Origin of the sequence: Actinomycetospora lemnae (assembly GCF_028737315.1) — a bacterium.
In the GTDB taxonomy this organism is placed as follows: domain Bacteria; phylum Actinomycetota; class Actinomycetes; order Mycobacteriales; family Pseudonocardiaceae; genus Actinomycetospora; species Actinomycetospora lemnae.
Genome location: NZ_JAQZAO010000008.1, coordinates 221,279 through 240,653 on the forward strand (window position 1 = coordinate 221,279; position 19,375 = coordinate 240,653).

General features: G+C 75.5%; 18 protein-coding genes. 3 read left to right on the forward strand and 15 right to left on the reverse strand.

Features of this window, described 5'->3' with window-relative positions; genetic code table 11:
- Positions 1-116 precede the first annotated feature (116 nt).
- The gene (locus tag PGB27_RS19395; protein ID WP_274202029.1) at positions 117-302 is read left to right on the forward strand and encodes a hypothetical protein; all 186 of its coding nucleotides are present in this window, start codon (positions 117-119) and stop codon (positions 300-302) included.
- A gap of 82 nt (positions 303-384) precedes the next feature.
- Here the strand turns inward: PGB27_RS19395 and PGB27_RS19400 are convergent, their stop codons facing one another.
- From PGB27_RS19400 to PGB27_RS19420, 5 genes are all read right to left on the reverse strand, one after another.
- Positions 385-1,968: an FAD-dependent oxidoreductase gene (locus tag PGB27_RS19400; RefSeq protein ID WP_274202030.1), complete on the reverse strand. Its 1,584-nt coding sequence runs from the start codon at positions 1,966-1,968 to the stop codon at positions 385-387.
- A 79-nt stretch (positions 1,969-2,047) separates the two neighbouring features.
- Positions 2,048-3,163 (reverse strand): FUSC family protein, encoded by a 1,116-nt coding sequence (locus PGB27_RS19405; RefSeq protein WP_274202031.1) that lies wholly within the window; start codon positions 3,161-3,163, stop codon positions 2,048-2,050.
- Positions 3,164-3,192: 29 nt separating this feature from the next.
- Positions 3,193-3,984, reverse strand: coding sequence for a SigB/SigF/SigG family RNA polymerase sigma factor (locus PGB27_RS19410; protein ID WP_274202032.1), 792 nt, complete (start codon positions 3,982-3,984; stop codon positions 3,193-3,195).
- Between the two features lie 177 nt (positions 3,985-4,161).
- A complete protein-coding gene (locus PGB27_RS19415) occupies positions 4,162-5,034 on the reverse strand; it encodes an alpha/beta fold hydrolase (protein WP_274202033.1) in 873 nt (290 codons plus the stop codon).
- Positions 5,035-5,354: 320 nt separating this feature from the next.
- Positions 5,355-7,046, reverse strand: a complete 1,692-nt coding sequence (locus PGB27_RS19420; RefSeq protein WP_274202034.1) for a CocE/NonD family hydrolase — start codon at positions 7,044-7,046, stop codon at positions 5,355-5,357.
- Between the two features lie 142 nt (positions 7,047-7,188).
- On the opposite strand from PGB27_RS19420, the gene PGB27_RS19425 reads away from it, so the two are divergent.
- Positions 7,189-8,157 carry a patatin-like phospholipase family protein gene (locus PGB27_RS19425; protein WP_274202035.1) on the forward strand — a complete coding sequence of 323 codons (969 nt, stop codon included), beginning with the start codon at positions 7,189-7,191 and terminating at the stop codon, positions 8,155-8,157.
- Here the strand turns inward: PGB27_RS19425 and PGB27_RS19430 are convergent.
- The 7 genes from PGB27_RS19430 to PGB27_RS19460 all read right to left on the reverse strand — a co-directional run bounded on the left by PGB27_RS19430 (position 8,147) and on the right by PGB27_RS19460 (position 14,606).
- The gene (locus PGB27_RS19430) at positions 8,147-8,476 is read right to left on the reverse strand and encodes a glycerol dehydratase reactivase beta/small subunit family protein (RefSeq protein ID WP_274202036.1); all 330 of its coding nucleotides are present in this window, start codon (positions 8,474-8,476) and stop codon (positions 8,147-8,149) included. The genes PGB27_RS19425 and PGB27_RS19430 overlap by 11 nt on opposite strands.
- 101 nt (positions 8,477-8,577) lie before the next feature.
- On the reverse strand, positions 8,578-10,437 hold the full coding sequence (locus PGB27_RS19435; RefSeq protein ID WP_274202037.1) for a diol dehydratase reactivase subunit alpha: 1,860 nt from the start codon (positions 10,435-10,437) through the stop codon (positions 8,578-8,580).
- Between the two features lie 103 nt (positions 10,438-10,540).
- Positions 10,541-11,134 (reverse strand): propanediol/glycerol family dehydratase medium subunit, encoded by a 594-nt coding sequence (locus PGB27_RS19440; RefSeq protein ID WP_274202038.1) that lies wholly within the window; start codon positions 11,132-11,134, stop codon positions 10,541-10,543.
- Positions 11,131-12,843, reverse strand: coding sequence for a propanediol/glycerol family dehydratase large subunit (locus tag PGB27_RS19445; RefSeq protein ID WP_274202039.1), 1,713 nt, complete (start codon positions 12,841-12,843; stop codon positions 11,131-11,133). The genes PGB27_RS19440 and PGB27_RS19445 overlap by 4 nt, the downstream gene beginning before the upstream one ends.
- A 1-nt stretch (position 12,844) precedes the next feature.
- Positions 12,845-13,270: a diol dehydratase small subunit gene (locus tag PGB27_RS19450; protein ID WP_274202040.1), complete on the reverse strand. Its 426-nt coding sequence runs from the start codon at positions 13,268-13,270 to the stop codon at positions 12,845-12,847.
- A 73-nt stretch (positions 13,271-13,343) separates the two neighbouring features.
- A complete protein-coding gene (locus tag PGB27_RS19455; RefSeq protein WP_274202041.1) occupies positions 13,344-13,748 on the reverse strand; it encodes a GlcG/HbpS family heme-binding protein in 405 nt (134 codons plus the stop codon).
- 204 nt (positions 13,749-13,952) lie between these two features.
- Positions 13,953-14,606 (reverse strand): GntR family transcriptional regulator, encoded by a 654-nt coding sequence (locus PGB27_RS19460; RefSeq protein WP_274202042.1) that lies wholly within the window; start codon positions 14,604-14,606, stop codon positions 13,953-13,955.
- A gap of 94 nt (positions 14,607-14,700) precedes the next feature.
- Between PGB27_RS19460 and PGB27_RS19465 the strand changes: the two genes are divergently transcribed.
- Positions 14,701-16,128 (forward strand): LuxR C-terminal-related transcriptional regulator, encoded by a 1,428-nt coding sequence (locus PGB27_RS19465; protein ID WP_274202043.1) that lies wholly within the window; start codon positions 14,701-14,703, stop codon positions 16,126-16,128.
- 70 nt (positions 16,129-16,198) lie between these two features.
- Here PGB27_RS19465 and PGB27_RS19470 read toward each other — a convergent pair whose 3' ends face one another.
- The 3 genes from PGB27_RS19470 to PGB27_RS19480 are packed head-to-tail and all read right to left on the reverse strand — an operon-like array spanning position 16,199 to position 19,359.
- Entirely contained in the window at positions 16,199-17,191 is a 993-nt protein-coding gene (locus tag PGB27_RS19470) for an aldo/keto reductase (RefSeq protein WP_274202044.1), read from the reverse strand.
- Positions 17,192-17,200: 9 nt separating this feature from the next.
- Positions 17,201-18,196 (reverse strand): glycosyltransferase family 9 protein, encoded by a 996-nt coding sequence (locus PGB27_RS19475; RefSeq protein WP_274202045.1) that lies wholly within the window; start codon positions 18,194-18,196, stop codon positions 17,201-17,203.
- Positions 18,193-19,359: a glycosyltransferase family 4 protein gene (locus PGB27_RS19480; protein WP_274202046.1), complete on the reverse strand. Its 1,167-nt coding sequence runs from the start codon at positions 19,357-19,359 to the stop codon at positions 18,193-18,195. Before PGB27_RS19480 ends, PGB27_RS19475 begins: the two co-directional genes overlap by 4 nt.
- Between the last annotated feature and the right edge of the window lie 16 nt (positions 19,360-19,375).

Sequence of the window (19,375 nt, forward strand, 5' to 3'; positions counted from 1 at the left end):
GGGGTTCTCCCCCGACGACGTGGGGTCCGCGCGCGGGTCCGCCCCACTCCTCGCGCGTCGCCGGCTCCGTACGTTCCTCCAGCAGGGGACGAGGAGCGGGCGAGGAGGCGGACGGGATGCGGAGCTGGGCAGTCGTGGAGCGGCAGGCCGACGACCCCGGCCGGGTCGACGAGGCGCGGGACGTGTTCGGTGAGCACGAGGCGCGGCACGACCGACCCCGAGCCGTGCCCCGGCGCCGCGTGCCGGAGATGCGGATGCCGCGCGAGCAGTGGCCACGCCGCGCCCGCCGGCGCTCGGCCTGACCCTCGCCGTCTCGCCGACCGACGATGTCGCGATCCGGGCTCTGGACGGCGGCGACGCCGCATCGCTCGTGGGCCGGAACCGTCAGGCGCGGGGGGCCACGACGCGGGCGAGGCCGGGCGGCGAGGCGAGGCCGGCGGTGGCGGGGCCCTCGAGGACGTCGCCGTCGGGCGCGAAGCGGGAGCCGTGCAGCGGGCAGTCCCAGCTCTGCGCCGCGTCGTTCCAGGCCACGATCCCGCCGAGGTGGGGGCACACCGCGCCCCGCTCGTGCTCGACGCCCCCGACGCGACAGCGGGCGATCTTGCCGCGCGTCGTCGTCTCCACGCGGCCCTCGCCCTCGCGCAGCGGCTCGCTCGTGGGCAGGTGCGGCCGGGCCCAGCCGGTGGCCAGGTAGCGGCCGACCTCGCTGTTCGCCCGCGCCAGGGTGGGCAGCGCCGACGCGGTCGGGGCGCGGTCGGCCCGCAGCGCGCCCATCCACGGGTTCTCGCGGCCGACGACGTGGTCGCGCAGCGCCAGCGCGGCCGCGGTGCCGCCGGTCATGCCCCACTTCGCGAACCCCGTCGCGACGAGGATGCGCGGCTGCCAGCGCATCGGGCCGACGAACGGCAGCCCGTCCTCGGGCAGGTAGTCCTGCGCCGACCAGCGGTGGGTGATCTCGCGGACCCGGAAGTGGGCGGCGGTCCAGTCGGCCAGCGCCCGCTCGTGCGACGACGTCGGCGTGCTCGCCCCGACGCGGTGGCCGAAGCCGCCGGTGAGCAGGCGCCGCTCGCCCTCGATCTCCGCCGTACGCAGCGACACCGTCGGCTCGTCGACCGACAGGTACATCGCCTCGGGCAGCGCGCCGTCGACGCGCACCGCCTGCGCGTACGAGCGGCTGGGCTCGACGCGGGCGAAGTACAGGCCGCGGTCGAGCACCGGGATGCCGGTGGCGACCACCACCCGCTCCGCGCGGACCTGCCCGTGGTCGGTGCGCAGCCGCGGGGCGCCGAGCAGGGAGATGCTGCGGACGCGGGTGGCCTCGCAGACCAGGTGGCCGCCCTCGTGCAGCTCCTGGGCGAGGTCGGCGAGGTAAGGCATGGGGTCGAACTGCGCCTGGTCGGCGAGCGTCACGGCCTCGGACACCGCGAACGGCAGGCCGACGTCGGTACCCAGCTCGGCGGGCAGCCCGGCGCGGCGCAGCACCGACGCCTCGTGACGGACGGCGTCGGCGCCCGGGGAGGACCGCCCGGCGGTGCTGAACGTGACGGCGTCGCGGCGCTCCAGGTCGCAGTCGGCGCGGCGGGCCCGGTCGAGCAGCCACGCGAACCCGGCGCGGTGCGCGGACAGGTAGGCCTCGACGGTGTCGTGGTCGTGGCGCCGGTCGAGCGTCGCCGCCCGCGTGCCCTGCAGCAGAGAGATCTTCGCGGTCGTGTTGCCGCTGGCCACGGCCCCGATGCGGCGCGCCTCGAGCAGCGCGACGTGCAGGCCCTCGCGCGCGAGCAGCACCGCCGTCGTCAGCCCGGTGATCCCAGCGCCGACGACCGCCACGTCGACCCGGCGGTCACCGTCGAGGCGCGGGTAGGTGTCGGGCTCCTCGGCGTGCTCGGGGTCGTGCCACGCGGAGAGCTCGCGCGCGGGGAGGGTGAGACGGAGCGGAGCGGAGCTCGACCCGTCGAGGCGTGGCCGCATGCGCACGAGGTGTCCGGCCCGTCGGGGCGGCAAACGGCGGTACGTGAGCACTTTCGTCGGCTATAGCCGACGAAAGTGCTCACGACGGGGACGGGGCGGCCTCCGCCGGTGTCACCAGCGCGGCGACGTCGAGGGCGAGCAGGTGCAGCTGGGCGGCGAGCTGGGCGTCGTGGTCGGCGAGCCCGCCCGGGCGGGTGGCGGCGAGCTCGTCGGCGATCTCGTGCGTCGGGCGCGGGCCGGCGGGGTCGTCGGCGCGCGGGTCGGGCGCGCCCGGGTCGGCGGCCACCGCCCGCACCCCGGCCGCGAGCTCCTCGACGCCCCGCACGAGATGCTCGGGGGTGTCGTCGCCCGAGGTCAGCGCCTCGGTCACCGTCCGCGCGAGCAGCACGCTGCTGGCGTGGACGTACTCGATGCCGCCCAGGCGCGCGCCCAGCTCGGCGACCCGCGCCCGCTCCCGGCGCCCGCGCAGCGTCGTCGTCACCAGGGAGCCGGCCGTCGAGCGGGTGTCGAGGAACGTCGCGAGCGCCCCCTGACCGCCGCGCAGGGCCTCCACCGCCGCCCCGGCCCGCGTCGCCGACCCCTCCCGCAGCGCCGCGGCCACCTCGGCGAGCGCGTCGGCGGGCACCCGCAGGGCGTCGCGCGCGGCCACGACGAGCAGCCGCGTCGGGCTCGGCGAGGCCAGGACCTGGCTCACCAGCAGCGCGAGCACTCCGCCGATGACGGCGCTGAAAAGGCGTGTCCACCCCGACTGCGGCGACGCGAGCCCGACGACCAGCAGCGACGCGATGCCCGCCTGGAGCAGGGTCAGCGAGTTGATGCTGCCGAGCGCGACGACGAACATCCCGGCCGCGACCGCCGCGCCGACCTGCAGCCAGCCACTGCCGGTGACGCGGGTCGCGAGCTCCCCGACCGCGACGCCGACACACACGCCGGCGAGCAGTCGGAGTGCGCGCCGGCCGCGCGTGCCCGGGGCGTCGGTCAGGCAGACGACCGCGGCGATCGGGGCGAAGATCGGGGCGGGCTGGCCCAGCAGGTGCTGGGCGAGGGCCCACGCGACGGTGGCGGTGACGGCGGCGAGACCGATCCGCCACGCGCCATCGCGCAGGCGCCCGCCCGCCCGGCCGACCCACGCCGTGACGGCAGCGGTGACCGCGGTGGTGACGGACGAGACCGGGTCGCTGCTCCGGGTCGACACCCGGAGCAGCTACCCGAACGGTCGGACGCTCAGACCGCGACGAGCTGGTCGGTGGCCATCTCGCGCTCGATCTGCTCCCGCAGCGCGGCGAGCGTGCGGGAGAGCAGGCGCGAGACGTGCATCTGCGAGATGCACAGCACGGCGGCGATCTCGGCCTGCGTCTTCTCGTGGACGAAGCGCAGGGCGAGCATCGTGCGCTCCCGCTCGGGGAGGTCGCGGACCAGCGAGCCCACGAGCGTGCGGACCTCGACACGGTCCAGCTCGCCGTCGAGCACCCCGAGGATGTCGACGAGCGCGGAGTCGTCGCCGTCGCCGAGGGACTCGTCGAGCGACGCGGGCTGGTACGACCCGTGCGCGGCGACGGCCTCGGCGACCTCGTCGCGGGTCATGCCCAGGTGCTCGGCGAGCTCCGCGGCCGTCGGCGCCCGGCCGAGCCGCTGCGAGAGCGACGCGGTCGCCGAGCCGACGGCGACGTAGCGGTCCTTGACGCTGCGCGGCGTGCGCACCGACCAGGCCGAGTCGCGGAAGTGCCGCCGGACCTCGCCCATGATCGTCGGGACCGCGTAGGACAGGAAGTCGCGCTCGCGCCCCGGGTCGAAGCGTTCGAGCGCGTGGAGCAGGCCCAACGAGGCGACCTGCTCGAGGTCGTCGGTGGGCTCGCCGCGCCGCGCGAAGCGGCGGGCGATGTTGCGGGCAACGGGCAGGAACCCGACGACGAGTTTCTCGCGGACGCCTTCACGTCGCGGGTCGTCGTCGGGCAGCGAGGCGTACTCCTCGAGGAGGGGCACGTACTCGTCGTAATCACTGCTGCGGCCGGCCATCGGTCACCCCCGGTGGGGCCCCGGGCACTAGACCGACTCTGCGGACCAGGCGGGGGCTCGTCGTTGTGAGCTGACCCGGCTGGTGTCTGAACCGGAGTTCCTTCGCGAAGAGCTGAGTGCCCCGTGCGGGCCGGACCCACACCTCTCCGCTCACGGGCGGCTACGAGCTGTTCCGGTTCAGCGGTGCCGCAGGCCGTCGACCAGGTCCAACAGGGCCGCGTCGACGATCGCGTGGTGGGTCTGGTTGACGGCGTGGCCCGCGTCCTCGACGAGCACCAGCCGCGCGGTCGGCCCGAGCTCCTCGGCGATGCGACGGCCGTGCGCGGCCGGGGTGAGGCGGTCGTCGGTGGCCGCGACCACGGTGGTCGGGACCCGGGCCAGGGCGGGGAGAGCGGCGCTCTCGTCGTGCGCGAGCAGCGACGACGAGAACGCCGAGGTGACCGGCAGCGGCACGCTCTCCGTCACCGCCTGCAACCGGCGCACCTCCTCGTCGGTCGCGTCGCGGGTGAAGGCCATGCGCCGGACGAACCAGCGCCCGAGCAGGGAGTCGCGCCACGGCAGCTGCTCGGCGAGCGGCGCGGCCAGGCGCGCGCCCTGCAGGACCGCCGGCAGCACGCCGGCGCGCCGCGCGGCCGCGTGCAGGACGCCCAGCGGGCCGTCGGAGAACAGGTCGCCGGCCGAGGTCGCGACGAGGAACACGCCCGCGACCCGCGTCCCGAACCACTCGGGGTGCTGGCGGGCGAGCGCGAGGACCGTCATGCCGCCCATCGAGTGGCCGCCCAGCACGACCCGCCCGGACGGGGCGACGGCCTCCACGACGGTGGCGAGGTCGCGGCCGAGCTGGTCGATCGTGGCGTGCGCGGGGTCGCCCCAGCCGGAGCGGCCGTGGCCGCGCTGGTCCCAGGTGACGACCCGGGCGCGGTGGGCGAGGGCCGCGATCTGCGGCGACCACTCGGCCGAGTCGACCGTGAACCCGTGGCTGAGCACCACCACCGGGCCCTGGTGGCCGCGGATCTCGACGTGCAGCGGCACGCCGTCGCTCGTGCGCACGCCGTGGACGGGGCGCGGGCGCACGGTCGGGTACGGCGCCGACGGCGTTGACGATGACGGCGGCGCCGACCGTGCCGACGGCGTTGACGAGGACGGCGGTGGAGCGGCGGGTGACGGGGCCGGTGCGGGTGCCGACCCCGTCCTCGCGGTGTCGGTCGCCACGCCGGCCGCCGTGGAGGGCAGGACGGCCATGTCCCCAGGATCGGCATCCCGGGCGCCGTCTCCACCCCGCCGCGGCGTGACGTCGACCAAGGGCGGCGGGCACCCGACGGGCGGTGTGAGCCGGGCGACATCCCGCGCGCGTCGGACCGCTCGCCGACTCAGCGGCGGGGTTCCACCGCCAGCGTCACCGCGGTGGGGTGGCCGGCGTCGTGGAGCACCTCGCGGGGCTGGCGCACGAGCGTCGTCGCCTCGCCGAGCGGGTCGCCGGTGCCCGGGTGGCGGGCGAAGCGGGGGTGCGCGCCGCCGGAGAGCTGCAGGCGCAGGCGGTGACCGGCCGCGAAGCGGTGGCCGGTGGGCCACAGGTCGACGGTGACCGCGCGGGTGCCGTCGGCGGCGGTGGCCGGGGCGCCGGGGGCGAGGCGGACGAGGCCGTCGGTGACGTTGATCGAGCGTCCGCGCGGGTCGACGTCGCACACCCGCACGAACACGTCGAGGTGCTCCACCTCGGCGCGCAGGTGCACGGTGGCCGACACGGGCCCGAGGGCGACGAGGTCCTCGGCGAGCACGTCGGAGGTGAACACGGCGACGTCGGCGCGCGACTCGAGCGGGGTCTGGTCGCGGGGCCCGGACTTCCCGGTGAGGATCGGGCCGCCGACGGCGGGCGTGGGGTCGGCCGGGTCGTAGTCGACGAGCGTGCCGGGCCAGCGCACGGCGCCGTCGGTGCGGTCGGGCGGGGGCTGCACCGACAGCGAGTGGTCGGCGCGCAGGAACCAGGTGCGCTGCACGGCGTGCGGCGGGGGCCAGTCGGTGAGGTGGCGGGTGCCGCCGTCCCCGGAGAGCGTGACCGCGACCGGGGCCTCCTCGGTGGTGGCCGCCGCGACGCCGCCGCTGCCGTGGGTGCCGTCGAAGGCGCGCTCGAAGGCGGCCAGCGCCTCGCGCAGCCCGGCCGCGAGCCCCGGGCCGGACGTGTGGACCCACGGCCCGAGTACCAGTCGCGGACGGCCGCCGGCGGCGCGCAGCGCGGCGTGGTCGGCGAGCTGCCAGGGCAGGAAGATGTCCTGGAAGCCGCCCAGCATCGTCACCGCGACGTCCGCGCGGGCCACCTCGGCGACGTCGCCGGTGTGGTCGCGGCGCGCCCAGTAGGCCGAGCCGGGGTCGGTCTCACGCAGCCAGTCCTGGTACCAGTCGACCTCGCCGCCGGTGGCGCGCTGGTCGCCGGTGCGCAGCGGCAGGGCGTCCAGGGCCTCGAGGACCTTCCGCCGGCCGCGCAGCGTCCCGGTGATCCGTGCGAGCCCGCCGGCGGCCGCCGTGCGCATCATCGAGGTCCACGACAGCGCGTTGTCCAGCGAGAACGCGCCGCCGGCGTAGGTCTGGTCGCGGAACGACGACGCGGTCACCAGCGTGCCCATGGCCTTGAGCGAGCGACCCGCGGCAGGCGCGAGGGCCCACTGGGTCAGCCCCAGGTAGCTCGGGCCCAGCGTCGCGAGCCGGCCGTCGCACCAGGGCTGGTCGAGCACCCACGCGACGGTCGCGCGGCCGTCGTCGGCCTCGTCGAACGGTGCGAACCGGCCGCCGGAGCCGGCGGTCCCACGCACCGACTGCACCACGACCTGCAGCCCGCGCTCGGCGACGAGGCGCCCGAAGACCGTGCCGATCCAGCCGGCGCGCCCGTACGGGCTGCGCACGACGACGACCGGGCCCCGGTGCACCCCGGCCGGGCGGTGGTGGTCGTGGCGCAGCACCACCCCGTCGGGCATCGGCACCGCGACGTCGCGGTCCACCGACACCCGCGGCGTGCGCGGCGGGGGCAGGCGCAGGGCCCGGCGCAGGATCCCGGTCACGAGGCTCACGGCGTCGAGTCTCGCCGATCTCCGAGGTGCGCTTCGCGCAGGTGAGCAGAAAGACGTGCCCCAGCACCTCTTTCTGCTCACGTGCGCGCAGCGCACGTAGCCCGAACGGTCGACGAGCGTGTGAAGCGGGCATGATGCTCTGGTGCGCGCCCATCCCGTGCTCGACGTCCTGGCCGCCCGCCGCGCCGAGGGCACCTGCCCGAGCAACCGCCGCGACCCGTACCGCGTCGCGCTCGCCGTGGAGGGCGGCGGCAGCCGGGCGACGTACTCGAGCGGCATGGTGCTGGCGCTCGAGGAGCTCGGCCTCGCCGAGTGCTTCGACGACATCTACGGCTCCTCGGCGGGCGCGCTCGCGGGCAGCTGGCTCGTCGGCGCGCAGGCCGCGCACTGCTGCGCCGGCTGGTACCGGCCCGGGCTGATGGAGCGGGTGACCCGGCCGGGCCGCGGGCTGCGCGGCCAGCCGGTGGTCGACGTCGAGTACCTCATCAACACCGTCGGCGAGGAGATCGTCCCGTTCGACTGGCATCAGGTGCTCGACGCCGAGGTCCCGCTCCACCCGATCGCCACCGACGTCGAGACCGGCGAGGCCGTGGACCTCGCCGACACGATCGTCGACAAGGAGTCGCTGCAGCTGGCCCTGCGGGCGAGCGCCGCGGTGCCGCTGCTCGCCGGGCTGCCGGTGGAGATCGACGGGCGCCGCTACGTCGACGCCGCGGTCGCCGAGCCGATCCCGTTCCACACCGCGCTGCACCAGGGCGCCACGCACGTGCTCGTGCTGCGCACCCGCCGCGCCGACCAGACGGCCATCGACGCGACGCGCCTGGAGAAGGCGCTGGTCTCGCGCCTGGGCGCGGTCAACGTCCCGGGCCTGGTCCACGTCATCGGCAACCGCCTGGAGAACCGGCGCGCCGACGACTCCCGCCTCGCCCACGCCACCGCCTCGCCCGCCGAGGAGGGGCCCCACCTGTTCGAGGTGCGCCCACCCGCCGGCGCGGACACGATCAACCCGCTCGAGACCGACCCGGACGTGCTGCGTCGCGGCATCGAGACCGGGCAGGCGGCGCTGCGCGAGGCCCTGGACCTCGACGAGGACCAGCGCTCTACCGCCTGAGGCTCCGCAGCGGCAGCCCGGCGACGATCCGGGCCGCATCGGCCCCGAGGACGCGCAGGTCCGCGGCCGGGGCGCCCGCGTCGAGGGCCAGGATCGCGTCCGGGACGAGGGCGTGGTGGACGGTCACCGCGCCGTCGGCGGCGATCCCCACCCCGACCTCGAGCCGGGACTCGCGCGCCGCGAACGGGCCCAGCCGCCCGTCGCGCGGCGGGTCGAGCAGCGCCGTCGGCACCCCCTGCTCCTCGGCGCCGGCGCACACCTCGCGCACCACCGCGGGCGGCGCGTCGTGGTGGGCCACGACGAGCACCGCGGGCGGCATGGTGGGGTCAGCCAGATCCCGGGTCGAGAGAGGGCGGTCGATGCGCCCGTGGCAGCCCGGTCCGCCGGAGGCCGAGACGCCCGAGAGCGGGGAGCCCCGGGTCACGACGCCGCCTGCCGCTGGACCTTCTCGGGGGCCGGGCCCGCGGCCGTGCCCGCGTGGACGTCGACCAGCCCGGCGGCCACCGCGTTGCGCGGGCCCTCGGTGCCGTGCACGTTCCCGATGCCGCAGACCACCCCGTAGGGCGCGAGCGCGTCGGCGACCATGCCCGGGATCTCGAAGTCCAGCGCCGACCCGCCGAGCAGCACCACCGACCCGAGCAGGCGCAGCGAGCCCTGCGGGGCCACCTGCGCGAGCGCCCGCAGCGCGTTGACGACGAACACCCGCCGCTTGGCCTCGCGCCGGACCCGTCGCACGGACTCCAGCGAGCCCTTCACGGGCACCGCCGCGAGTCCCTCCGGGGTGACGGTGACGACCTTCGCGAACACGTGCGGGGGCAGCGGCTCGGTGAAGAACTGCACCGTGCCGTCCTCGTGGCGGATGTGGAAGAAGCTCTCGACCTTGGCGAGCGGGTGACGCTTGACCGACTCCGCGGCCTCGCGGTCCTCCAGCCCCAGCTCGGAGTCGATGAGCTTGGTGACGAGCTCGCCCGCGCCCGCGACGTGCACCGCCGACACCGCGCCGTCGCGGTCGAGCAGCGCCGCGTCGGTGGACCCACCGCCCATGTCGATGATCGCGATCGGCACCGACGTGCCCGGCGTGGTCAGCGCGCCGCGCACCGCGACCTCGCCCTCGACCCCGCCGATGATCGTCTCGCACCCGAGCTCGGTGGCCAGCGCGTCGGCCACCGCCTGCATCCGGCTGCGGCTGGTGCGGACCATCGCCGCGAGCGCGACGGCGTTCTCCTGGTGGACCTCGCCGGCGAGCCCCCCGCGGACGGTGGCGGGGACCATGGTGTCGACGGCGAGGACGTCGCGGATGCGGATCTCCGACGCCGGCTGGCCCGTCACGTCGGTCATCGTGTCGCGGACGTTCGCGAGCATGCCGCCGACGTGCGTGCCGGCCTCGCCGTGCACGTCCGACAGCGGCGCGACCCGCCCGATCGCCTCCATGATCGCGTCGGCGCCGCCGTCCACCCCGACGTCGAGCGTGCGCCCGGAGCCGGACAGGTGGAGCGTCCCGACCGGGATGCGCCGGTCGGTGACGTCGCCCGCGGGCGTGCGGACCACGACGGCCGAACGGTTGCCCGACAGCGCCCGGGCGACCGGCGAGACCTTCCGGGTCTGCTCGGCGTCCAGGTCGAACGTCGACGCGAGCCCGTAGGAGTCCGAGAGCGTGCGGATGGTCCGCCCGGGCGCCGCGACCTCCACGGCCGCGAGCATGTCGAGGGGCACCTTCTCCACCGCGGAGACCTCGTCGACCACCGGGATGCGCCGCTGCAGCCGGTTGACCACGAGGACCGCGTCGTCGCCGTGCATCACCCCGGCGACGACGTCCACGCCCCGTTCGAACGCGCGGTTGAGCAGGTGCGCGACGTCGTCGAAGTCGGCGCCCTTGCCGACCACGACGACGACCGTCGTCCCGGGCTCCACCTCGTCGAGCCCGTCCAGGGCCACGGTGGTCCCGACCCCGAGGCCCTCACCGCCCGGCGTGTCCGGGTTGTGCCCGATCATCGTGGACTCGGTGATGATCGTCTCGGTGATCGTCTCCATCGCGAGTCCGCTGATCACCGGGGTGGCCTCGTTGAGCAGCACGGTCGCGAGGGCGTCGGCGGGCCGCCCGGAGACCTCGAGGGCCCGCCGGACGGCCGTGACCGCCCCCGTCGTGTTCTCCGGGGTGCCCTTCACCCCCGTCGTCGCGGTGAGCGACGACGCGAGCCGGCCGACCTCGCCCTGGGTGACCTCGGCGATGCACGCCTCGGTCGTGGAGTTGCCGATGTCGACGCCGATGACCAGCGACACGCCTGTCCTTCCTCGCTCCGACGGTGCCCGCGCACGGAGCTAGGGCCGCCTCCGCTGCGTGGGACGCAGCGGAGGTGACCCTCACTCCACCAGCGGGACCCGCTCAGTCCACCTTCGTGATGACCGGCTCGACCTCCACCGCGTTGCGGGAGTGGTCGATGCAGTCGAACTCCTTGAGGTGCAGCAGGGCCGCCTTGGCCTGCCAGCGCGGGCGGGCCATCTGGTCGTTGCGGGTCGGCACCGGCTTCGGCGACTGGCCCTGCGCGTACTGCGCGGCGTTCGCGCCGATCATGCGGAACACCTCGGCGTCCAGCAACGGCGCCTGCGGGAAGAGCTCGAGGTTCGACAGACGGGCGAGGTCGCGCTGGTGGAGCACCGTGGTGCCGCGCGAGAGCACACCCACCGCGATGCCCGAGCCGGAGATCTTCGCCCCGAAGTGGGCGATCGCCGCGAGGTCGGCGGTCTTGTAGACCTTGATGACCCGCGCCGACCCGCCGCGCTCCTCGATGCCCGCCAGCAGCTGGCGGATCACCTCGGCGTGCGGCACGTCCACGATCGTCTTGGTGAACGGGTCACCGAACGCCGGCGAGAGCGCGATGACGACCTCGTCCGGCTTCGTGCCGCGCTCGGCGGGCCCGATCTCGCGCAGCGACAGGGTGCGGACCGACTCGGTGCTGACTGCTCCTGGCGCGGTCATACGACCTCCTCCTCGGGGTTCTCGGCGGAGGTGACGTGCCGGAGCTTCTTGAGCTCCTCCCACCGCTCGCCGGACAGGCGGTAACCGGTGCCGGGTCCGGCGTAGTCGTTGGCGTCGTTGATGGCCGCCAGCGGGACGAAGTCGCCGGTGAGCACGGCGGCGGTCTGCAGCAGGTCGCCGGAGACGCGCTGGCGCAGCACGTTCAGGTAGTTCTCGGCGACGTCGCCGAAGCCGGTGCGCTCGAGGATCTTCACGAGGTCCAGACCGGTGATCCCCCGGTCCATGACGCTGCGGGCGCCCTCGAGGTCGGCGAGGGCGTCGCGGTCGGGGTAGTCGTCGCTGGAGTCGGCGTACGTCGCCGCCTCCACCTCCTCGTCCGTGATCGCGGGGAGGTCGAGCTCGGCGAACAGGGCCTGCATCGCGCGCGCGGCCTTGTTGCGGACCTGCAGGATCACGTCCTCGCGGACGTGGCGCAGGCCGCCGTCGACCTGCATGTCGCGCTGGATGACGTTCCAGTCGTCGTAGTCCTCGGTGTCGAGGTTGGACCCCGCGAACATGTTGTCCTTGTTCGGCACCCCCGAGTACCCGGAGCACACGAAGTCGGTGCCGGGCAGCATCTGCGGCAGCAGGCGGCTGGTGCGCCGCATCGCCGAGTGCGAGAACGACTGGTCGTTGCCGGACGCGCACTCGAGGTCCATCCAGCTGGCGACGAGGTTCTCCGCCGCCACCGCGCGGATGCCGCCGGGCACCGCGCCGGGCACCCCGATGCACGAGATCGAGCCGTTCTGCAGCCCCTGCACCCCGGCGCCCTTCGCCATGAGGATGCAGCGGATCTCCAGGTACAGCATGGAGCGACCCTCGGCGTTGCCCATCTGCACCTCGGAACCCGTGCCCGAGGTGAAGCGCATCTTGATGCCGCGGGACGCGTACGCCGAGGCGAGGAACGCCTTGGACCACGGGGTGTCGTCGCCGTCGACGAACACCGACTCGGTGCCGTAGATGGAGATCGTCTCGGCGTAGGCGGTGATGCCGCGCATGCCGAGGTCGAGCTCGGTGGCCTCCTCCAGGGCGCACTGGGTGAGCACGCCGCCGCGGCCGACCTGGCCACCGACCTGCAGGCCGATCGCCACCAGCGGCGCGTAGCGCACGACGCCGAGCGTGGTCTCCAGCTCGGCGAAACCGCGCACCGCGGCCTCGGCGGCGTCGGCCGCGACCTGGATCGGGTTGTCCTTGGCGCTGGTCGAGTGGGCCTGGTTGGCGGGCGTGCGCCGCGAGCGGGTCTTCTGGATGCCCATCATGATCTCGACGACGTTCATCAGCTTGACGACGTCGAGGATCTTCGCGGGCGTCAGACCGCGGCCGAGGGCGACCACGTCGGCGCGGGAGGTCCGGGGATCGACCAGCATCCGTGCGATCTCGACCGACGGGGTCGCCATCGCGTCCTCGCAGGTGTCGACGTCGATCGCGTGGTCGGCGATGAACGTGTCCATGAAGTCGAACTGGTCGCGGGTACGACCGTCCAGCTCGACGATCCGGCCGTCCTCGACGCGCACGGACGGCTGCGGGTCGTAGTCCGACTCCATCGCGACGAGGCCCTTCTCGGGCCACTCCTCGACGAAGCCGTCCAGGTTGACCGGCCGGGCCTCGAGGATCTCGGTGCGCTTCGACGTCTGTACCGATGCCCCTGAGCGGGGTGCCACCGCTGTCATGTCAGTCCTCCTCGGCGAGCAGGTTGCGGGCCGCGTAGACCTCGGCGGCCTCACGGACAAGACCGGCGCAGGTGGGGGCTGAGAACGTGTTCTCCAGCCGGGACGCGATCTCCTCGAGCTGCGCGGCGCTGGAGGCCCGGGGGCGCAGCGCGTTGTACATCGCCAGCACCTCGTCGTCGGGGATGGCGGTCATCTCCGCCGCGCGGCGGCAGTTCTCCCCGAGCTGGCGGCGGCCCACCGACTCGGCGATCCGGCCCTGCAGGACGAGCGTGTCGGGGGTGACGCGCAGGTCCTCGTTGGTGACCTCACCGGAGACGACGGCGTCCATCGTGATGTCCGCGAGCGCCTTGCCGGTCGGCGTGTGCAGCAGCTCCGGGCGATTGATCGAGAGCGGGTAGTCCGCGGGGGTCAGTTCGGTGCTGGTCATGCCTTCTCCTCGGCACGGTCGGTGCTGCTGGCGGGGACGACCACGTCGGCGGGCGTCGACCTCGGTGGGGGTGTCAGGCCTTGAGCGCGGCGACCGCGGCCTCCGCGACGCGGACGTCCTGCTCGGCGGAACCGGCACTGACGCCGACGGCGCCCACCAGCTCGCCGTCGCGGTGCACGGGGATGCCGCCGCCGAAGACGACCATCCCGCCGGCGGTCTGCTCGAGCCCGTAGAGCTCGGCGCCCGGCTGGACCAGCTCCATCAGGGCGGCCGTCGGGGCCTCCATGAGGATCGCGGTCGCGGCCTTGCGCTGGGAGATGTCGATGCTGGCGCGGATCGCGCCGTCCTGGCGGGCGAACGCCACCAGGTGGCCGCCGGCGTCGACGATGGCGACGTTCATCGGCTGGCCGATCGCGTCGGCCTCGGCGAGCCCGGCGTCGAGCATCCGACGGGCCTCGGCGAGGGTCAGTCCGGGCATGCGGGAACCTCCGCGCTGGTGGGGCGGCTGGGGACGTGGACGCCCCGCGCCCGACAGGTCGGGGTGTCGCCGGTCGGGCGGGGCGGTCGGGCCTGGACCCGGCGACGCAGGACGCTAGGGAGCGCGGCGACCCCCGGGCCACGGGGACTGTCCCCACCTGGCCCCGTGGGGGATGTCCCCCAGGCCGTTCGGCCCAGCGCCGGGCTACCGGCCCAGCACGGACACGCGGGTCGCGTCGAGGTGGACCCGCAACCGCTCGCGCGCCGCCTCGGCGTCACCGGCGGTCAGGGCGGCGACGATCGCCTCGTGCTGGGCGAGGATCGCGCGCGGGCGTGACGGGCCGCGCTCGAGCGAGCCGAGGTTCATCCGCAGCTGGCGGTCGCGCAGCGAGGCGTAGAGCTCGAGCAGGATCGGGTTGCGCCCGCTCTCGACCACGGTGATGTGGAAGCGCCGGTCGGCCTCGGCGAAGGCCTGCTCGTCCTCGCGGGACAGGGCCTCGCGCTGGACGTCGAGCACCTCGTGCAGGGCGGCGGCCACCACGGCGCGGTCCTCCTCGGGCGCGGCGCAGAGCTTGGTCAGGGCGTGGCCCTCGACCAGCTCGCGCGCCTCGAGGACGGCCTCCACCTCACTGGGGGAGACCGCGACGACGAGTGCGCCGCGCTTGGGGAACAACCGGAGCAGCCCCTCGGCCTCCAGCCGGAGGAACGCCTCGCGGACCGGGGTCCGGCTCATCGCCAGGGTGTCCGCGACCTGCCCTTCGGTGATCAGGTCACCACCGGGCAACGACCCGTCCAGGATGCGGGCCTTCGTGTCACGGTAGGCGCGTTCCTTCGCCGACAGGCTCCCGTTCCCCGTCACCGCACCGCCCTTGCCGTCGAGTCGGCGTGACCCTACTCTCACCACATCGATGCATCTTGTATGCATCGGGTGTCCACGTCGAGGAGGGCAGCCCGTGGTTGCAGCGGCACCGACGTCCGTGCTCCCGACGGACACGTCGACAGGGCCCCGGCACGGCGAGCCCGAGCCGCTGCTGCGACGGATCGCCGACCACCTGGGCACGCTGACCGGCGGCGCCGGCTGGGTCGTCCGCGTCGACGAGGCCGCCCGCTCGTGGGCGGTCGCCGTCGGCGACGGCTCCGTGCCGGGCGAGGCGATCGCGCGGCTGCTGACCACGGGCGAGCCGGTCGTCGACGGGTCGGTGCTCGCCGTCCCCGTGCGCCGGGGGCCGCGCGTCGTCGGGGCCTGCGTGGCGTCCGCGGGGCACGCCGCCGGCTTCTCCGACGCCGACGTCCACCTCGCCGAGCTCTTCGCCGACTACGCCGCCCTCGCGCTCGCCGACAGCGGCGTGCTCGCCGGTCGCACCCTCGAACAGGCCGTGCGCCAGGAGCTCGACTGGGTCGAGGCGCACGCGCCCACGCGCGCCGACCTCGTCACCGTCGGCGCCGGCAGCATCCCCGAGGGCCTCGGCGACGAGGTGTTCCGCATGACCCAGGAGGCGCTGCTCAACGCCGCCGTCCACGCGGACGCGCAGTGCGTGCGGGTCGGCGTGGTGCACGGCCCCGGCACCCTGACCGTGCTCGTCGAGGACGACGGCCGCGGCTTCGACACCGCGGCGAGCGCCCCGCTGGCCGTCGCGACGGCCGGCGCACGCCTCGGGCTGCGCGCCATGGCCGCCCGCGCCCGCCGCCTCGACGGCGAGCTCGAGATCGACAGCGCGCCCGGGCGCGGCACCCGCCTGCGCCTGACCATCCCCTGCACCTCCGCTCCCCCGCCCGTCCCGGGCCGGACCCGGACCGGCGTCCTCGTCGCCGCGGTCCGCCCGGTGGTGCGGGCGGGCGTCGTGCGCATGCTCCAGCTCGGGGCGCCGGACCTCGGGATGGTCTCCGAGGTCTCGGGCGCCGACGACCTCGCCGCGACCTGCCGGCTGCTCGGCCCCGACGTGCTGGTCGTCGAGCACGACCTCCTCGGCGACGACCTCGTCGGCATGCTCGAGCGCCTCGCCGCCCAGCCCGACCCGCCCGCCGTCGTGCTCCTCGCCGACGACTGCCCCGACGAGCGGCTGCGGGTCGCCGTCGCCGCGGGCGTCAAGGGCTGCGTCGGCCCGGACGCCGACCGGCTCGTCGCCGTCGTCGCCGCCGCCGGGCGGGGCGAGACGCTCCTGGCCGACGACCAGCTCGAGCGCCTCGCCGCCCCGACCCGCAGCGCGCACGCGATCACCCCGCGCGAGCGGGAGGTCCGCGGGCTCGTGGCCCGGGGCCTCACCGACCGCCAGATCGCCCGTGCCCTCGCCATCTCGGCCAAGACCGTCGAGAAGCACGTGGGCTCGCTGCTGCGCAAGACCGGCACGCGCAACCGGACGATGCTGGCGCAGTTGGGGTGAGCGTGTTTCTGCAGCGAACGCGCTGTTCGCTGCTTCTACGCGCGCGAAGTCCCCGTTCGCGCGGCGCTCGCTAGCGCCCGACGCCGATCTGGGCGCGCGCGATCCCGGCCAGCGCCGAGAGCCCCGACACCGGCTCGAACGACTCGGCGGCCGCGGTCAGCGCGGTGTACTCGTCGTCGGCGAGCGTGATCTCGGCAGCCGCGCAGTTGCTCTCGAGCTGGGCGACGCTGGACGCACCGGGGATCGCGACGGCCACGGGGTGGTGGATCGTCCACGCGAGCGCGACCTGCGAGGGCGTCGCGTCGTGCGCGTCGGCGACCGCGCGCAGCGTCTCCACCAGCGGCGTCGCCCGGCGCAGGCTCTCGGGCAGGAAGAGCGGGTTGAGCGAGCGGACGCGGTTGGCCGGGCGGTGGGTCTCGTCGAACTTGCCCGAGAGCAGACCCTGGGCCAGCGGGCTGTAGGCCAGGATCGCGCGGCCGGCCGTGCGCGCGTAGGGCAGCAGGTCGCGGTCGGGCTCGCGGGCGACGAGGCTGTACTGCACCTGGTTCGAGATCACCTGCGAGCCGAGCGCGGTCTCGGCGCCCTGCCAGCGCTCGAGGCCGTAGTTGCTGACGCCGACCTCGTCCACGACGCCCGCGGCCTGCAGCGTGCGCATCCCGGCCATCGTCGTGCCGTCGCCGATGACGGGGTTGGGCTGGTGGACCTGGTACAGGTCGATCTTGCGGCGCAGCCGCGCGGCGCTGGACGTGCCGCGCTGGACGACGACCTGGTCGACCGGCAGCACCGGGAAGATCTTGGTGGCGACGACGGTGGTCGCGGGGTCCGCGTCGGCGCGGTCGAGGGCCTCGCCGAGGATGCGCTCGCTGCGGCCGAAGCCGTAGGCCTCGGCGGTGTCGAAGACGGTGACGCCGAGCTCGAGGGCGCGGGCGACGATCCTCGACGCCTCGCTGTCCGGGCCCTGCGCGTAGTCGCTGCCGTAGCCCCACTCGCGGGACCCGAACTGCCAGGTGCCCAGGCCGATCGCGGACCACTTCTTGGCCGTGGGGAGGTCGAGGTAGCGCATGACCCCGTTCTACCCGCTCGCGAGGACCTGCTCCCGGACGCGGGCGACGGGGAGATCGAGCAGACAGGCGGGCTCGGTGGCGAGCGGGCAGCGGGCCTCCCACCAGCACACCTGCTCGGTGATGGCGGTCGGCATGCGGTGCGGGCACTCGGGCAGACCCTGCAGGTTGGTGCCCTCCTCCAGGCCGTAGCGCGAGGCCGCGGTCGGGCCGAACAGGGCGATCGTGCGCGCGCCGACCGCGGCGGCCAGGCGCACCGGGCCGGTGTCGGGGCCGACGACGACACCGCCCGCCTCGGCCAGCGCCGCGAAGCGCGCGGCCAGCCCGCGCAGGTCGGTGGGCGGGAGCTCCTCGGCGCCGTCGACCGGGCCGACCGAGAACACCGGACCCGGGAGCGTCGCGGCCAGCGCCGCCCAGCGGTGCGCGGGCCAGCGCTTGACCGCCATGCCGGCGTCGGGGACGAGGACGGTCGGCGGGTGCGGCTGCTCGCGAGGTGGGGGTTTTCCTGACGTTGAGTGCCAGCGTGGACGCCAGGCTGACACAGCCGCCTGCACCTCGGCGGGGTCGAGGACGACGCGCGGGGGGCGGACGCGGTCGGCGATGAGGCCCTCGGCGGCGAGGATCCGCTGGTACCGCTCGCCCACCTTCTCGTCCGCCGGGGGCCGGCGCCACAGGTTCGACACCGCCCGCGTCCCGCGCGCCGCGGCGTCGTCGTCGACGAGGTCGCCGATGCCGTCGAAGCGCGTGGTCGTCACGGTGAGGTCGGGCGCGAGGTCGGCGAGCGCCCGCTCCACCGCCGCCCGCTCGTCGTGCTTCTCGGCCGTGCGCACGGCACCGACCGCCGGGTCGCGGGCGAGCAGCGGGACACCCGGGGCGTGCGTGAGGACGGTCAGCTCGGCGTCGGGGTGCGCCTCGGCCAGCGCGTGCACGGTCGGCAGCACCATGATCAGGTCGCCGAGCCCGCCGAGCAGGTCGATCAGGAGGATGCGGCGCACGCCGGAGGTCACGCCTGCGCCTCGCTGCGCTCGGTCGCCCCGAGCACCTCCCGGTACGTCGCCACGTGCAGCGCGGCGAGGGCGTCCCAGTCGTGCCCGCGCACGAGCGCGTGGCCACCGGCGGCGACGCGTCCGCGCAGGTCGCCGTCGTCCAGCAGGCGGCGCAGCGCGGTGACGAGGACGTCGACGTCACGGACCTCGGGGGCGACGACGACCGTCTCGCCGTCGACGAGGTCGGGGTCGGCGGGGGCGTCGCCGCGGCGGGTCACCAGCGTGGGCAGCCCGTGGTCGAGCGCGGCGAGCAGGGCGCCGCTCTTCAGCGTCGCGCCGGCGGTGAACGGGAAGGCCGCGACGTCGGCGGCCTGCAGCGCCGCGGACACCTCGCGGGCGGGGCGGTGCCCCGTGATCGTCACCCGGTCGCCCGCGCCGGCGCCGTCGATGTGCGCGGTGAGCTCGTCGCGGAACGCCGCCGCCTCGTCCGCGGGCAGCGCGAGCGAGGTGAAGCCGCCGAGGACCAGCAGGTGCAGCCGGGGGTGCTCCTCGGCGAGGCGCGCGACGGCGTCGACGAGGTAGCGCAGACCCTTGACCGGGTGCACGAACCCGAAGAACACGACGAGCTCGGCGTCGGTCGGCACGCCCAACGCCCGGCGGGTGGTGGCCCGGTCCGGCGCGGCGGGGTCGACCTCGACGTTGGGCAGCAGCGGCGCGCGGCGCGCCTCCACGCCGCAGCGGGCGCGCAGGGCGGCGGCGTGGTCGCCGTTGGTCGTCAGCACCGCGGAGCTGCACGGGACGAGCCGGCCGGTCTCGCGGTCGGCCCAGCCGCGGCGCTCGAGGAACCCCCACACCGCGTCCGGCACGCGCGGCGCGCACGACCACCAGCCGTACTCGTGCAGCGTCGTCACCAGCGGGACGCCGCCGAGGTCGCCGAGCAGCCCGGGCGCGGCGGAGAAGCCGAACGCCGACGGGGCGAACTGCACGTGCGCGACGTCGGCGCGGCTCGAGCGCAGGTAGCGGGCGGCCCGGACCAGGCCGCGCGGGCCGGGGTCGACGGGCACGTCGACGACCTCGACGCCCCGGCGGTCGAGGGCCTCGGCCAGGTGCACGGTGTAGTCGGCGACGCCGTCGTGGGCGGGGTCGGCGCGCCCGTGCACCAGCGCGACGCGGAGTCCAGTCACCCGGCGCCGGTACCCG

Coding starts and splice junctions, on each gene's coding strand:
- PGB27_RS19445 (WP_274202039.1), bottom strand. CDS start 12,843: ATGACAGCGGTGGCACCCCGCTCAGGGGCATCGGTACAGACGTCGAAG.
- PGB27_RS19440 (WP_274202038.1), bottom strand. CDS start 11,134: ATGACCGCGCCAGGAGCAGTCAGCACCGAGTCGGTCCGCACCCTGTCG.
- PGB27_RS19470 (WP_274202044.1), bottom strand. CDS start 17,191: ATGCGCTACCTCGACCTCCCCACGGCCAAGAAGTGGTCCGCGATCGGC.
- PGB27_RS19400 (WP_274202030.1), bottom strand. CDS start 1,968: ATGCGGCCACGCCTCGACGGGTCGAGCTCCGCTCCGCTCCGTCTCACC.
- PGB27_RS19450 (WP_274202040.1), bottom strand. CDS start 13,270: ATGACCAGCACCGAACTGACCCCCGCGGACTACCCGCTCTCGATCAAT.
- PGB27_RS19395 (WP_274202029.1), top strand. CDS start 117: ATGCGGAGCTGGGCAGTCGTGGAGCGGCAGGCCGACGACCCCGGCCGG.
- PGB27_RS19455 (WP_274202041.1), bottom strand. CDS start 13,748: ATGCCCGGACTGACCCTCGCCGAGGCCCGTCGGATGCTCGACGCCGGG.
- PGB27_RS19430 (WP_274202036.1), bottom strand. CDS start 8,476: ATGCCGCCCGCGGTGCTCGTCGTGGCCCACCACGACGCGCCGCCCGCG.
- PGB27_RS19410 (WP_274202032.1), bottom strand. CDS start 3,984: ATGGCCGGCCGCAGCAGTGATTACGACGAGTACGTGCCCCTCCTCGAG.